Origin of the sequence: Mammaliicoccus sp. J-M40 (genome assembly GCF_022386395.1) — a bacterium.
In the GTDB taxonomy this organism is placed as follows: domain Bacteria; phylum Bacillota; class Bacilli; order Staphylococcales; family Staphylococcaceae; genus Mammaliicoccus; species Mammaliicoccus lentus.
Genome location: NZ_JAJNIQ010000001.1, coordinates 248,787 through 264,407, shown reverse-complemented (window position 1 = coordinate 264,407; position 15,621 = coordinate 248,787). Strand labels below are relative to the sequence as shown.

11 protein-coding genes, 1 other RNA gene and 1 other annotated feature are annotated in these 15,621 nt (G+C 32.5%); of the genes, 2 read left to right on the top strand and 10 right to left on the bottom strand.

Annotated elements, in window-relative coordinates:
- Positions 1-39: 39 nt before the first annotated feature.
- The 6 genes from alaS to sal(B) form a co-directional block, all read right to left on the bottom strand.
- The gene (gene alaS, locus LQ688_RS01380; protein WP_239752555.1) at positions 40-2,670 is read right to left on the bottom strand and encodes an alanine--tRNA ligase; all 2,631 of its coding nucleotides are present in this window, start codon (positions 2,668-2,670) and stop codon (positions 40-42) included.
- Between the two features lie 42 nt (positions 2,671-2,712).
- Positions 2,713-2,880 (bottom strand) — a binding site (T-box leader).
- A 38-nt stretch (positions 2,881-2,918) separates the two neighbouring features.
- Entirely contained in the window at positions 2,919-5,291 is a 2,373-nt protein-coding gene (recD2, locus tag LQ688_RS01375; RefSeq protein WP_239752554.1) for an SF1B family DNA helicase RecD2, read from the bottom strand.
- Positions 5,292-5,293: 2 nt separating this feature from the next.
- On the bottom strand, positions 5,294-5,959 hold the full coding sequence (locus LQ688_RS01370; protein ID WP_016998512.1) for a tetratricopeptide repeat protein: 666 nt from the start codon (positions 5,957-5,959) through the stop codon (positions 5,294-5,296).
- A gap of 87 nt (positions 5,960-6,046) precedes the next feature.
- The gene (gene mnmA / locus LQ688_RS01365; protein WP_070045745.1) at positions 6,047-7,156 is read right to left on the bottom strand and encodes a tRNA 2-thiouridine(34) synthase MnmA; all 1,110 of its coding nucleotides are present in this window, start codon (positions 7,154-7,156) and stop codon (positions 6,047-6,049) included.
- Positions 7,149-8,297, bottom strand: coding sequence for a cysteine desulfurase family protein (locus tag LQ688_RS01360; protein WP_239752553.1), 1,149 nt, complete (start codon positions 8,295-8,297; stop codon positions 7,149-7,151). Before LQ688_RS01360 ends, mnmA begins: the two co-directional genes overlap by 8 nt.
- Before the next feature lie 59 nt (positions 8,298-8,356).
- Positions 8,357-9,982, bottom strand: a complete 1,626-nt coding sequence (gene sal(B) / locus LQ688_RS01355; RefSeq protein ID WP_239752552.1) for an ABC-F type ribosomal protection protein Sal(B) — start codon at positions 9,980-9,982, stop codon at positions 8,357-8,359.
- 314 nt (positions 9,983-10,296) lie between these two features.
- Between sal(B) and LQ688_RS01350 the strand changes: the two genes are divergently transcribed.
- On the top strand, positions 10,297-11,304 hold the full coding sequence (locus tag LQ688_RS01350; RefSeq protein WP_016998508.1) for an LLM class flavin-dependent oxidoreductase: 1,008 nt from the start codon (positions 10,297-10,299) through the stop codon (positions 11,302-11,304).
- 62 nt (positions 11,305-11,366) lie between these two features.
- On the opposite strand, the gene LQ688_RS01345 is transcribed toward LQ688_RS01350, so the two are convergent.
- Entirely contained in the window at positions 11,367-12,101 is a 735-nt protein-coding gene (locus tag LQ688_RS01345) for a trypsin-like serine peptidase (RefSeq protein ID WP_016999256.1), read from the bottom strand.
- Between the two features lie 193 nt (positions 12,102-12,294).
- Positions 12,295-12,714: a cysteine metabolism transcriptional regulator CymR gene (cymR, locus tag LQ688_RS01340; protein ID WP_016999257.1), complete on the bottom strand. Its 420-nt coding sequence runs from the start codon at positions 12,712-12,714 to the stop codon at positions 12,295-12,297.
- 91 nt (positions 12,715-12,805) lie between these two features.
- Between cymR and LQ688_RS01335 the strand changes: the two genes are divergently transcribed.
- Positions 12,806-14,074, top strand: coding sequence for a replication-associated recombination protein A (locus LQ688_RS01335; RefSeq protein WP_135031078.1), 1,269 nt, complete (start codon positions 12,806-12,808; stop codon positions 14,072-14,074).
- A 498-nt stretch (positions 14,075-14,572) separates the two neighbouring features.
- Here LQ688_RS01335 and LQ688_RS01330 read toward each other — a convergent pair whose 3' ends face one another.
- Positions 14,573-15,343, bottom strand: a complete 771-nt coding sequence (locus LQ688_RS01330; protein WP_016999259.1) for a tRNA threonylcarbamoyladenosine dehydratase — start codon at positions 15,341-15,343, stop codon at positions 14,573-14,575.
- A 52-nt stretch (positions 15,344-15,395) separates the two neighbouring features.
- Positions 15,396-15,588, bottom strand: a non-coding RNA gene (ssrS, locus tag LQ688_RS01325) — 6S RNA.
- Between the last annotated feature and the right edge of the window lie 33 nt (positions 15,589-15,621).

Sequence of the window (15,621 nt, the reverse complement as noted above, 5' to 3'; positions counted from 1 at the left end):
CTTAGTATTAATTATATCATATTCCTTTAATACTTAAAATTATAGAGTTTTAATGTAGTTTTTAACAAACTGTAATGCTTCTGTTACTTTGGAAGGATCAGTACCGCCACCTTGTGCCATATCAGGACGACCGCCACCTTTACCATTTGTAATTTGAGCAGCTTCTTTAATGATATCTCCTGCTTTAACTTTATCTGTTAATGATTTTGGAACTGAAGCTACTAATGATACTTTTTCGCCGTTAACACTTGCTAACAACAATACGGTATCTTGCATTTTTGATTTATAGTCATCCATAATTGTTCTCAATACTTTTGGATTTTCTGCTTCAACTTGTGTAGACAATACTTTTATACCGTTAATTTCTTCTACACTTTCTTCAATATTACCTGTTTTTAAATCCGTAATAACTTTATTTTTATGTTGAAGTTCTTTTTCTAAGTCTTTAATTTGTTGTTGAATTTGATCAATTTTTTCTATTGTTCTATCTTGCTCTTTTACTTTAACATGACTCATTACATCGTTAAGAATTTGCTCTGTTTCTTTTAATGTTTCGTATGCTACCTTGCCAGTTACTGCTTCTATTCTTCTTACACCTGCACCAGTACCTGATTCTGAAACGATTTTAAACAATCCAATTTCGCTTGTGTTTTGGACATGTATACCACCACAAAGTTCAATAGAGAATGGCGACATATCTACAACGCGTACAATATCACCGTATTTTTCACCGAATAATGCCATTGCACCTTTTTCTTTAGCTTTATCGATAGACATTTCTTCAATTTGGACTGCAATGTTTTCCCAAATTTTTTCGTTCACTATTTGCTCTATTTGTTCTAATTCTTCAGCAGTTACTTGTCCAAAGTGAGAGAAATCAAATCTTAATCTTTCGCTTTCAACTAATGAACCAGCTTGGTTAACATGATTTCCTAATACTTCTTTTAATGCTGCATGTAATAAATGGGTAGCAGAATGATTTTTTGTAATACTTCTTCTTTCATCTTTATTTACAAATGAATCAACTGTAGTGCCTACATGAACTTGTCCAAATGTAACATGACCAGTGTGTAAGTTTTGACCATTTGGTGCTTTAGTAACTTCTGTCACTGCAATTTCGAATTGATCATGTCTAATGATTCCTGTATCGGCAACTTGTCCACCAGAAATTGCATAAAATGGCGTTTCTCTTAAAATAAATTGTATCGTTTCTCCACTTTCTGCTTCTTCACATATTTCACCGTTTAGAATAATATCTGTAATTTCTGTTTGTATTTCTGTTTTATCATAACCAACAAATGTGCTCGGTGTTGTTAATTTACTCAACACTTCATTTTGAACTTGCATAGATTGCGTTTTTTGACGAGCTGCTCTTGCTCTTTCTCTTTGCTGACGCATTTCATCCGCAAAGCCTTCTTCATCTATTGATATACCTTCTTGAGTTGTGATTTCTTCTGTTAACTCAATTGGGAAACCGTAAGTATCATAAAGTTTAAATGCATCTGAACCTGATAATATATGATTATTCTCTTTAGCTTTAAGCATCATCGTGTTAAGAATCGCAAGACCTTCTTCTAAAGTTTCATGGAAACGGTCTTCTTCTGATTTAACTACTTTCTTGATGAAATCACTTTGTTCTTTTACATTTGGATAGTATGGTTCCATTATTTCTGCAACAATATCAACTAGTTTATATAAGAATGGTTCATTAATTTTTAAACTTTGGCTAAAACGTACTGCTCTTCTTAATAACCTTCTTAATACGTATCCACGACCTTCGTTAGCAGGTAGTGCGCCATCACTAATAGCAAAACTAATCGTTCTAATATGATCAGAAATAACTTTGAATGCTGTATCTTGTTCTTTATTTTCTCGATATTTCAAACCACTAATAAGTTCTACTTGTTCAATAATTGGAATAAATAAATCAGTATCATAGTTTGTTGGAACATCTTGAGCAATAGATGTCATTCTTTCTAGACCCAATCCCGTATCAATATTTTGATTAGGTAATGGTGTATATGTGTGATCACTATTATGGTTAAACTCACTGAATACTAAATTCCAAACTTCTAAGTAACGCTCGTTTTCTCCACCTGGATACATTTCTTCTTCAGGATCTTCTTGTCCATATGTTTCACCGCGGTCATAAAAGATTTCAGTATTAGGTCCAGACGGTCCTTCACCTATATCCCAAAAGTTACCTTCGATTCTAATAATTCTACTCTCTTCCAAACCAATCATGTCACGCCACAAATCATAAGCTTCTGTATCTTCTGGATGTATCGTAACGTACAGTTTTTCAGGATCCATAGCCATCCAACGTTCGCTTGTTAAAAACTCCCATGCATATTGAATAGCTTCTTTTTTGAAATAGTTACCAATTGAGAAATTACCTAACATTTCAAAGAATGTATGATGTCTTGCCGTAAACCCTACATTTTCAATATCGTTTGTACGAATTGCCTTTTGAGCGTTAACAATTTTAGGATTTTTAGGTATTTCACGGCCATCGAAATACTTCTTCAATGTCGCAACCCCAGAATTTATCCATAATAACGTATCATCATCGATAGGTACTAAAGGTGCTGAGGGTTCAACCATATGCCCTTTTTCTACGAAGAAATCAATGTACATCTGTCTTATTTCACTAGCTTTTAAATTTTTCATTCAAATCACTCCTCAAAATAAATAAAAAACGCCCATCCCTAAAAAAGGGACGAACGTATCGCGGTACCACCCTAGTTATGACACAATGTCATCACTTTAAGTTTATTTGATTATAGTTCAAAGAAGCAGCGTTCAATAAATAATGTCATGTTTTTCACCAACCAACATGTCTCTCTAAGCGATTATTTATTTACTCCTCTTCTTTTTGTATTCTATTTGATTATAAGCAGAGTTATTTTGTATGTCAATTATTTCATGAAGTCATAAGGTGTTTTATTTTGCATGTTTATCATTGGATCAACTTCATACATATTTTCTTCAGTCAGTATCAAATTTTTGATTTCAGTTGGTTCCTCTGTATCATCATTACTAAAATACAGTTTAAGTTTTGTATCGAAAGACGTCATACGTCCATTTCCTAATGTTTTAATACCTTGATTAAAAGCATTTTCCTCACCACAGACAACTAAAGACTGTTTTGCTCTTGTTAAACCAGTATATAAAATGTTTTTCTGTAACATTCTAAAGTATTGTCTAACAATAGGCATGATAACAATCGGAAATTCCGAGCCTTGTGATTTATGAATTGAACAACAATATGCATGTGTAACCTCTGATAAATCTTGTTTCGTGTAAGTTATTTCATTTCCCTCATAATCAACGATAATAACATCTTTCCCTAAAGCATTTTCTTCAGCTTTATATACGCCTATAACAACACCAATATCACCATTAAACACGTTATCGTCCGGTCTATTAATAAGCTGTAGTACTTTATCCTGTTCACGATACTCTACTTCACCGTATTGTAAAAACCTTGTTTCTTCAGTTTTAGGATTTAAAATGTCTTGAAGTAATTGATTTAACTTATTGATACCTGCTGGACCACGATATATTGGCGCAAGAACTTGAATATCTTGCATATTATATCCTTTTTTAACTGCACCTTGAACAACTTTTTCAACCACTGAAGCAATTTGGTTACTGTTACAACTGATAAATGAGCGGTCATGATGTTTTTCATTAATAGAAACTGGAATATTATTTTTTATTTTATGTGCTAAATCAATGATTGATGAACCTTCTTGTTGCCTATATACTTCTGTTAAGTTCACACGTGGAATGACTTTTGAATCAATTAAATCTTTGAATATTTGACCAGGCCCAACTGAAGGTAATTGATCTTCATCACCTACAAAAATAATTTGCGCATAATCAGGTACTGCTCTTAAAAATTGGTACATTAACCATGTATCAACCATAGACATTTCATCCAATATAATTAAATGAGCATGTATATCATTATCTAATACATCATCAGGTTGAGTATCTTTACTCCAACCTATCAATCTATGGATAGTCATGGCTTCTAAACCAGTTGATTCACTTAATCTTTTAGCTGCTCTTCCTGTTGGAGCTGCTAAAACTATTGGAAAATCAGTTCCTTCTTGATAATCATCATAATCCAAACTAACGCCATGAATTTCAGAATATAGCTCACATATTCCTCTTATAACAGTCGTCTTTCCTGTACCAGGACCACCTGTTAATAACATCATTTTATTATTGATGGCTGTTTCGAGTGCATTCTTCTGCCCTTCAGCATAAGAAACGTCATTCATGTCTTCTATTTCACCAATATGAAGTTGTAAATCACTTTTTTCAATTTCTTTTAAATCTTCTTGGTGTTGATACAATCTATGCATAATTTGAACACTTTTAGCTTCTGAGTAATATAAAGATGGCATGAAACAATTATTGTCTTCTATTATAATTTTACTTTCTTCACTCATCTCAACGATAACATCATTAATTTGCTCTTTTGCTACAACTTCAGGTTGGTTATGATTTAATAATTCATATGCACCATTGATTAAAATATCAATCGGTAAAAATGTATGACCGTTTTGTAACGATTGCTGATCTAAATAGTAATTCACACCCGCCACAACACGTTCATTATGGTCTTTTGAAATACCAATTTGTTCAGCGATTTGGTCTGCTCTTTGAAAACCAATACCATTTATATCCATAACTAATCGATAAGGAGACTGTTTTATGATGTTCATTGTTTCTTCTTTATACGTTTGATAAATACTCATGGCTAGTTTAGGTCCAAACCCTAATTCATTTAACTTTATCATGATGCGTTCTATCGCTTGATTTTCTCTTATAGATTCTACTATAGTACTACGTTTTTGTTTGTTTAATTTAGGTATTCCTTCTAATACATCTGGATCATCCAATATTTTTTGTAGTGCATTTTCACCCAATTTATTGACGATTGTCTCTGCAGTTTTCTTACCTATTCCTTTAAATAAATCACTGGACAAATAATGAATGACACCTTGTTTCGTTTGAGGTAATTCTTTCTCGAAAGTGTCAGCTTGAAGTTGCTTTCCATATTTAGGATGTTCAATAACCTTACCTTTAAAAAGATAAGTTTCACCTTCTACAATTTGAGGAAAGTACCCTACTATAGTGACTTCATGGTCAAAATCTTCATTTGAATCCATCACATCAACTTTTATAACAGTGTAATAGTTATCACTATTTTGAAATAATATTCTAATAACTTCACCTTTAACATGTGAAAGATCAAATAAAGATAAATTTTCCAATGCTAGTCCTCCTCTGACATTTGTTCAAACATTTTAATTGCGTGTCCACTTAATAAATGGTCCGGTTGTATCTCTACTGCTTTATTGAAGTATTGTAACGCTTCTTCAGCATCTTCATTTTTCATATATTTTGCTAATCCTAAATTATATAATGCATCCACATGTTGTGGATCTTTTTCAAGCACATTTTCTAATTGGATTATGGCTTCTCCAAACATTTCTACTTGGCAAAGTGTTAAACCATATTGAAAAGCTATTTCTAAATCATCTGGTTTTAGTTCATGAGCTCTCATAACGTATGGCATTGCTTCAGTATGTGCTCCTAATTCGTTAAAACACATGCCTAACATAAAGTTAGTATCTGAATCATTTAAACCTTTTTGAATAGCAAATTGATATAGTTTAACAGCTTCATCAAATCTTTGTTGATTGTAATATAAATTCGCTAAACTATAATATGCACCACCGTGCTCTTCATTTATAGTAATAGCTTTTTGGAAGAATTTTTCTGCTTTTTCTAGTTCATCCGCTTCTGCCAAAATAGTACCCGCATTAATGTAATTCGTCACTTCATTTGGATTCTCTTCTATATTTTCAAATAAACATTTGAGTGCTTCATCAAATTTTTTATTTTCTATTAATTCTACGATTTCATTTTCGTTATGCATGATTTAACTCCTTTAAAATTATCATTGACTACCATTATAACAAAATTAAAAAGAGGTGTATCTTAAAAGATATCACCTCTAAAAATTTTATACCATATAGTCTAATTGCTTTTCAGTTTTATATACTTCATCAATTGTAGCGCCACCTAAACAAACTTCACCATCATATAATACGACAGCTTGTCCAGGTGTAATTGCTCTTACTGGTTCTTCAAAAATGACTTTAATTTGGTTATCTGAAATTTTTTCTACTGTAACATTTGTATCTTTTTGTCTATATCTAAATTTTGCAGAACACTGAATTGGTGTGCTGAAATCTAATTCATTGATGAAAGAAATATCAGAAGCGATTAAGTAATCACTATATAAAGCTTCATGGTGAAAGCCTTGTTCAACATATAACACATTATCTTTAAGGTTTTTACCTACAACAAACCATGGATCTCCGTCTCCGCCAATTCCTAGACCATGTCTTTGTCCAATTGTATAATACATTAAACCAGTATGTTCTCCCATATCTACGCCATCAAGTGTTTGCATTTTACCATTTTGAGCAGGTAAATATTGAGATAAAAATGTTTTAAAGTTTTTTTCGCCGATAAAACAAATCCCCGTAGAATCTTTCTTTTTAGCAGTTGCTAAATCTTGTTCTTCTGCAATTTTTCGTACTTCACTTTTTTCTAATTCTCCTAATGGGAACATAACTTTAGAAAGTTGTTCTTCTGTTAATTGGTTTAAGAAATAAGTTTGGTCCTTATTATTGTCTACGCCTCTAAGCATTTCTACTTTATCACCATCGCGTCTTACACGAGCATAATGACCTGTAGCAACATAATCTGCTCCAAGTTTTAAAGCATGATTTAAAAATGCTTTGAATTTAATTTCTTTATTACACATAACATCAGGGTTTGGTGTTCTTCCTTTTTTATACTCATCTAAGAAATACGTAAACACTTTATCCCAATATTCTTTTTCAAAATTTACTGCATAATAAGGAATATCTAATTGGTTACATACTGCAATAACATCATTATAGTCTTCAGTAGCTGTACAGACACCATTTTCATCAGTGTCATCCCAATTTTTCATAAATATGCCTACAACATCATAACCTTGTTCTTTTAATATATGCGCAGTTACAGAACTATCTACGCCCCCGCTCATACCTACGACTACACGGGTAGATTGATTATTCATTTTCTTCCTCCTTAAATTGATGATATATTTTCATAATTGCACTTACAATATAGTTAATCTCTTCTTCAGTTGTCTCTAATCCAAAACTAAATCTTACAGATTTTTTCGTTCTATCTTCATTGCCAAACATCGCTTGTAGTACATGAGATGGTAGTGTAGATCCAGCTGTACAAGCAGAACCACTTGAAACATAAATATTAGACATATCCAATAACGTAAGCATTGTTTCAACTTCTATAAATGGAAAGTATAAATTCGTTATATGGCCGGTTGTATCTGTCATACTCCCATTAAGTTCAAATGGTATCGCATTTTGTTGTAATCCTACGATTAAATTTTGCTTTAAATTCATTAAGTGTACATTGTGATAATCCATATTTTCATTAGCTTCAATTATAGCCGTTGCCATTCCACAAATATAAGGAACATTCTCAGTACCTGCTCTTCTCTTTAGTTCTTGTTCTCCACCTTGAATAAATGTATTAAACTGAATATCCTTTTTAACAAGCAAAGCACCTATACCTTTTGGACCACCAAATTTATGAGCTGTAATACTTAGCATATCCATAGGCATTTCATTAAAATCAATAGGCATATGTCCAATTGATTGAACAGCATCGACATGGAATGTAATTTCTTGTCCTTCAATTATTTCGGCAATCTCATATAAAGGTTGAACAGTTCCAACTTCATTATTAACAAGCATAATTGAAATTAAAGTTGTATCTGGTCTAATGCTCTCTTTTAAATGTTCTAAATCTACAACACCATTTGGATGAACATCTAAATAAGTGACTTCAAATCCTTCACGCTCAAGTTCTTCAAAGACATGCAATACAGAATGATGCTCTATACTGCTTGTGATAATATGCTTTCCTTGATTTTCTTTTTTTCTCGCAACGCCTTTTATTGCCGTATTGTTTGCTTCTGTCGCACCACTTGTAAATATAATTTCATTTGGTTGAGACCCTAAAACAGATGCAATGTCTCTTCTCGCTTGATCTAAATATTTCCTCCCATCTCTACCTATAGAATGTATAGAAGATGGATTTCCATAATGCTCTGATAATATTTCTGTTATTTTTTCAGTAACAATAGGTTTTACTGGCGTTGTCGCTGCATAATCTGCATATACTTTCATCTTGAACGTCCTTTCTTAGTTTTCAATGTCACTATTCTAGCACCATTTTATAAAATTGACTAGAAGTCTGTTTCTTTATTTCTTTCATCTGTATATTGCTCTAATATTTTTAACTCATCCTTCATCGATTCAGCATCAATAGGTGTATTAATAGATACATTTTCATGAATGAGCTTACAGTTTTCAATCTTCCAAACTTGGTCTCTTATTTCATCTTTAAAAATTTCATCATGCGACACAATAATTACTGCACCATTAAAACTTTGGATTAATTGTATGATTTTCTCTTGCATACCAATATCAAAATAATTAGTTGGTTCATCTAAAATTAAGATGTGTGGGTTAGAAAAATATAATTTTACAAATTGTAACCTGCATTTTTCTCCCATTGATAACTGACGAACTTTATCATTCATCCTGCTCTTATCAAAATAAAAACTCGCTAAAATAGTCCTCGCGTCTGTTATCGTCATATTCTCAATATCCATAACTTCTTCTAATACCGAGTTATTTGGGTTTAAATTTTGAAAATCTTGCGAGAAGTATCCTATGTCTAAGTCTGGGTGCTTTTTGACAGCTCCACTCATTGGTAATAAGTTACCTAAAATTAATTGTATCAATGTAGATTTACCGGACCCATTTTTACCTTCTATAATTACAGTTTGATTTCTCTTTATTTCAAAATAAGTGTCTTTAAAAATTTCTCGACTCTTATATGAAAATGAAACATTTTCGAATCTTACTAAATAATGTGATTTAAATTCATTATTTTCTATAGAAAAGGATTTATTTTCTTCTAACGGATTATCAGATTTTGATTCTTCTAATTTACGATTTAACTGATGTTCTTTTGATTTAAATCTTTTAGCTAATTTACTTAATTGTTTTTGAGCATATGGACTACGAACAGAAGCTTTCTGAGCAGCGCTTTGATACCATTCTTTGTATTTCTTAATACTTTCTTCTATTGCTTTTTGTTCTTTCTGTTCTTTTTCATATTTTAATTTTTCTGTTTCAATTTCAATATCTTTTTGATTTTTATAATCATCATAATGGCCTGAATACCGAGTTGCACCATCTTTTGTGAGTTCTAAAATAGCATCTGGTGTTTCATTTAAGAACTCTCTATCATGCGAAACGAATAGAATAGCTCTTTGTTCTGATTTAAAAGCTTTTATTAACCACACTTTCATCTCTTTATCCATATGGTTAGTTGGTTCGTCTATTAATAATAATGGTGCATCTGATAAAATAACTTTTAAAAATGCGACTTTAGTTTGCTCACCACCACTTAAAGTGCCTATCTTTTGCTCAAAATGCGTTGATGATAATCCTAATTTATTTCCTTCAATAATAATGTTATTTTCAACGTTATATCCGTCTAATTCTATATAACTATTTAAAGAATCAATGTCAGATAAATCTTTTCTCAATTCAACTAACTTTGGATATGCAGACATGACATAATCCATAACATCAATATCATCATGTTTACTTAAATCTTGTTCCATCATAGCTGTATCAATCAATTCATTTTTATGAATATGATGTAATAGCGTAGATTTACCAATACCATTAACACCGATAAGGGCTAAATGCTCATGGTCTTCGATATGAAATGACAAACGTTTTATAAGCTGTTTATTCTCAATTTCTAATGGTTTTTCTTCAAATAAAAATAGCATAATGTTGCCTCCCGATCCATGTATTACACATACAAGGACGCACCATTACACTATTCTCAGTAATGGTGGCTTACAATATTTAGACATATTTATCCAATCATCATTGTGTAATACAATGGTATTTTTACGTAATCAAATTAAGTGCGTAAAAATTATTGGATGTCCATGTCTAATATTGATGCCACCTTTCGCTAAATTTTCATATAGTATAACGAGAAGTTTTACATTAGTCAACTTTTAATGAGCAATTTCATAGAGCGCCTTCTTTACTATTGTTATACTTCGATTATATAAATAAGTAAGGAGAATTAAACATGCAATCACATTTCCCAATTTCTGCTTTGAATCTTGTTCCTTTAAGAAAAGGAGAATCAGAGCAAGAAGCGATTCAAAATATGGTACAACTTGCACAACATGTAGAAAAATTAGGTTACGAACGTTATTGGATAGCTGAACATCATAATGCACCTAATTTAGTAAGTTCTGCAACTGCTTTATTAATACAACATACTTTAGAACATACAGATTCAATCATGGTAGGTTCAGGTGGTATCATGCTTCCTAACCACGCTCCACTAGTCGTAGCAGAACAATTTGGTACAATGGCTACTATGTTTCCAAACCGCCTTAATTTAGGACTTGGTCGCGCTCCCGGCACTGATATGATGACTGCTTCTGCACTAAGACGTGATTCACATAAAGGTGTATATACATTCGGAGATGACATTAAACAATTATTAAAATATTTCGGTCCTGAAGAAGATCAATCATATGTAAGACCTTACCCTGGTGTAGATACAAATATCCCTATATACGTGTTAGGTTCATCAACAGATTCTGCACACTTAGCAGCTCGCCTTGGTCTACCTTATGTGTTTGCAGCTCATTTTGCACCACAACAAATGGCACAAGCTATAGAAATTTATCGTGATTTATTCGAACCATCTGAGTATTTAGATAAACCACGTGTGACAGTATGTTTAAATGTGATAATAGGAGAAACAGATGAAGAAGCAACATATTTATCATCCACTATGCATTTAATGTTCTTAGGTATTGTTAGAAATTCACGTTTACCATTACAACCACCAACAGATCAATTAGAAAACATTTGGTCACCTCAAGAAAAATATATGGCACAAGATAAAACAAACACTTCATTTATAGGTAGTGAAGAAACAGTTAAAAAACAATTTTTAGCATTCCAAGAAAAATATAAAGTAGATGAAATTATGGCAGTTAGTTATATTTATGATTTAGATAAACAGTATAAATCATTTGAATCATTCAAAAAAGTAGTAGACGAAATATACAGTGAGTAAATTAGATATAAAAACACACAGTCCGAGACATTTTTAAATGTCTCGGACTGTGTGTTTATGTTCTATTTTAAATTATTATTAATATATTCTTGTACACTTGAATTGAATAGGACTCCACTGTTATGTTCACCTGTAACGCCACCATAATGAATACCAATCAATTCTTTATTAGCGTTAAATATAGGTGAACCTGAGTTACCACCGTATGTGCTTAAATCATATGTAATGCTACTGCCTGAAGCGGATAATACATTACCTTTACTTTCCCATAAAGTAGCTAATGGCTTGTCACCAGGATAACCTGTAACTGTAATTGGATCACCTTTTTTCACAGATGATGTATCTACTGGACTTGAAGGTTGAACTACATCACCAATAGACTGTCCTTTACTATTCTTACCAACATGGACTACAGCTAAATCTTCTCCATCTGGAGCAGTTGTGTAATCAGTAGCTGTGAAAGTACCAAACGGGTAATTTCCTTCGCCATTTGCTCCTGGTGAGAATTTCAATTGAGATGCATCACCATTCGTAAAGTCTACTACATGTTTATTTGTTAAAATTGTATTTTTACCTACTACAACCCCAGATGCTATAGACGTACCGCCTATATCAGCAAATGCAACAGATTGGTAATGTCCAGAAGTCGTGTCTGTTATTTGCGTGCGGTCATTCTTAGGTAATATGACTCTTGGTTGTTTTGGTTCATTATGTGCATTTGCTTCTAATGGTGCACTAACTAAACCAACCATAATAACGGAGACTAAGGCCAACATAAATATTTTTAATCTATTCATTTAAAACACTCCTTTGTTGTAATGTACAATTATTTTAATATGAAATTAATATTCTAGGATAAAAATACCCTACTTTGATATTATTTATACCCAACTGTTAACTTTTATAGCAGTTTTTTACAGTTGGGCACTGAAATCGTACACTTAGGCATAAAAAAAGAGATTGAACGCTCGCGTTCAATCTCAATTTTTTTTAAATATAGAACATATAACCTTCTAATTCATCTTGGTTTGTATAGTTCGCTAAATATTCTAAAGTCGTATTATCCAGCACTTCTTTAACAGCGTCACGTATTCTTATCCATAACTGTTGTTGAGCTGGAGGTTCATCTTCTATTCCTTCGACTGGTGTAATTGGTCCTTCTAATAACCTTATAACATCCCCAGCAGTGATTTCAGATGGTGATTTTTGTAATTCATATCCCCCTTTTGCACCTCTGACACTTTTAATAAGACCAGCATTTCTTAATGGCCCTACCAATTGTTCTAAATATAAATCACTTAAATTATTTTCTTCGGCGATAGACTTCAATGATGTACATCCTTGACCATAACGCTTGGTCAACGATATCATTAGTGTTAAGCCATATCGTCCCTTAGTTGAAATTTTCATGTACTACACCTCTTGTTTTCTTTAAAAAGTATTGTTTAACTTATTTTATCATTTTTTTGACAGTTTGAGTAATTAGAAAGGTTGATCACAGATGAAAAACGAACCGTTAGCATATAGAATGCGTCCAAAAACGATAGATGATGTCATTAGTCAAGATCATTTAGTTGGACCTAAAGCCATTATTAGACGAATGGTAGAAACTAAAAGATTAACGTCTATGATTTTTTATGGCCCCCCAGGAATAGGAAAAACAAGCATTGCACAAGCTATTGCAGGTAGTACACAATATAAGTTTAGACAGCTTAACGCTGTTACAAACACGAAAAAAGATATGCAACTTGTCGTAGAAGAAGCTAAAATTTCTGGACAAGTTATATTACTGTTAGATGAGATTCACAGATTAGATAAAGCGAAGCAAGACTTTTTATTACCTCACTTAGAATCGGGCAAAATAGTTTTAATTGGTGCAACCACTTCAAATCCATATCATGCTATTAATCCAGCGATTAGAAGTAGAGCTCAAATTTTCGAATTATATCCGCTAGAAGAGGAAGACATTATAGAAGCTTTAAATCGTGCATTAAACGATGAAGAAAATGGATTATTATCATATCAACCTGAAGTAGATGAAGAAGCAATCGCTTATTTCGCACAAGCTAGTTATGGTGATGTAAGGAGCGCTTTGAATGCATTAGAACTAGCTGTATTAAGCGCAGATATCGAAAATGATACTCGACACGTTACGGTTGAAGACGCAAAAACATGTATACAAAAAAGCGCTTTTCAACATGACAAAGATGGTGATCAACACTACGATGTCATGAGCGCATTCCAAAAATCTATTAGAGGTAGTGATGTAGATGCTGCACTACATTACTTAGCACGACTTATAGAAGCTGGAGACTTACCTACCATAGCTAGGCGTTTATTAGTTATTAGCTATGAAGATATTGGTTTAGCTTCACCAGGCGCTGCAGCAAGAACATTATCAGCAATTGAGGCAAGTGAACGATTAGGATTTCCCGAAGCACGTATTCCATTAAGTCAGGCAGTTATAGAACTGTGCCTCTCTCCTAAATCTAACTCAGCTATTACCTCAATAGATTCAGCATTATCAGATATTAAAAATGGTAAAGCAGGTCTTGTGCCAAAACATTTAAAAGATGGACACTATCAAGGTGCCAAAGATTTAGGTAACGCAATAGGCTATAAATATCCTCATAACTATGAAAATAGTTATGTAAAACAACAATATTTACCTGATACATTAAAGCATAAACAATACTACCAACCAAAATTAACGTCCAAAGCAGAACAACAATTTGCAGAAGTCTACAAAAATTTAAAAAACAAAAACTAATTTATAATAAAGTCATCTAGAATATAAACGGAGTCAACATTATACAAAATCGCAGGAAATATCACTCTAACAGGCTTGTTTATCATCACTAGCTCGTTAGAAAATGTAACGAGCTTGTCATATGTTTCTTGCACGTTAGCGCTATGTATCGTATATATTTAGGGTGAAATTACATTGAAATGATGATGGATATTGCGCTAACGGGCTTGAATACAACCTCTAGCTCGTTAGAAAATGTAACGAGCTTGTCTTATATTTCTTGCACGTTAGAGCAGCGTATCATATATATTTAGGGTAAAATTACATTGAAATAATGATGGATATTGAGCTAACGGGCTTGTTTACAATCTCTAGCTCGTTAGAGAATGTAACGATCTTGTCATATGTTTCTTGCACGTTAGAGAATCCATTATTCTCTTATTCATTATAAACAATAAGCTACACGTGCTTATATAATAAAAACAGGCTGGGACATATAAATGTCTCAGCCTGTTGTTTTTACTTATCTTTAACTCTCTTAACATGAATATCTTTTAGTATGTCATTCACTACATAACTTGCACAAATCAATCCTACTGTACTTGGTACAAAAGCATTTGAAGATGGTGGCATTTGTGCTTTTCTAACTTTAGCATTTTTATCTCCGACGACTTCATTAACATCTTCTCTTATTACAATAGGACTTTCATCACTAAATACTACATTTATTCCTTTATGAATTCCCATTTTTCTAAGTTTAAGACGAATAATTTTTGCCATTGGATCAGTATGTGTTTTTGAAATATCAGCAATTTCAAATCTAGTAGGATCTGTTTTATTTGCAGCCCCCATACTTGAAATCACGTTGATGTTTCTTTCTAAACATTCTTTCATAAGATGTATTTTGTACATAATTGTATCACTAGCATCTAAAAAATAATCTATATCGTATTCATTAAATAATGCTTCGTATGTTTCTTCTGTATAAAACATATGTAATGAAGTGACTTTGCAATCTGGGTTGATTAATCTAATGCGTTCTTCCATTAAATCAACTTTAGATTGTCCAATTGTTGTAGTAAGTGCATGTAATTGTCTATTCACATTTGTAATATCTACATCATCTTTATCGATTAAAATTATATGTCCTATATTCGTTCTTGCTAGTGCTTCAGCAGCAAAAGAACCAACGCCGCCTACTCCTAGTACAACAACTGTTTTACTTTTAAGTAAATCTAATCCTTCTTTACCAATCGCTAACTCATTTCTTGAGAATTGATGTTTAGTCATATTTTTAACTCCTTTACACAAAAATACGCAAGACATAGAGTCTTGCGTACCGATAGAATCCAATTGTGCCGTAATATTGCGTGCTAGATCATTTTGGCCTGCTAAATACAGGTGGGTGCCCTGTTTCTTATTTTGCATGTCCTCCTTAAGAGGCGTATGCGCTATTAAGAAAACCCATTAGGCTCCCTTGATCGAAAGTGTTAGGTCAAAATACATAAAGCGTATCACGAACACTTCAGATGTCTACCTTATAAATTTATTTTATCATAATTCTTTTA

Excerpts from the sequence above, each read along its gene's own strand:
- alaS (WP_239752555.1), bottom strand. The coding sequence starts at position 2,670 with ATGAAAAATTTAAAAGCTAGTGAAATAAGACAGATGTACATTGATTTC.
- LQ688_RS01370 (WP_016998512.1), bottom strand. The coding sequence starts at position 5,959 with ATGCATAACGAAAATGAAATCGTAGAATTAATAGAAAATAAAAAATTT.
- mnmA (WP_070045745.1), bottom strand. The coding sequence starts at position 7,156 with ATGAATAATCAATCTACCCGTGTAGTCGTAGGTATGAGCGGGGGCGTA.
- LQ688_RS01360 (WP_239752553.1), bottom strand. The coding sequence starts at position 8,297 with ATGAAAGTATATGCAGATTATGCAGCGACAACGCCAGTAAAACCTATT.
- LQ688_RS01350 (WP_016998508.1), top strand. The coding sequence starts at position 10,297 with ATGCAATCACATTTCCCAATTTCTGCTTTGAATCTTGTTCCTTTAAGA.
- LQ688_RS01345 (WP_016999256.1), bottom strand. The coding sequence starts at position 12,101 with ATGAATAGATTAAAAATATTTATGTTGGCCTTAGTCTCCGTTATTATG.
- cymR (WP_016999257.1), bottom strand. The coding sequence starts at position 12,714 with ATGAAAATTTCAACTAAGGGACGATATGGCTTAACACTAATGATATCG.
- LQ688_RS01335 (WP_135031078.1), top strand. The coding sequence starts at position 12,806 with ATGAAAAACGAACCGTTAGCATATAGAATGCGTCCAAAAACGATAGAT.
- LQ688_RS01330 (WP_016999259.1), bottom strand. The coding sequence starts at position 15,343 with ATGACTAAACATCAATTCTCAAGAAATGAGTTAGCGATTGGTAAAGAA.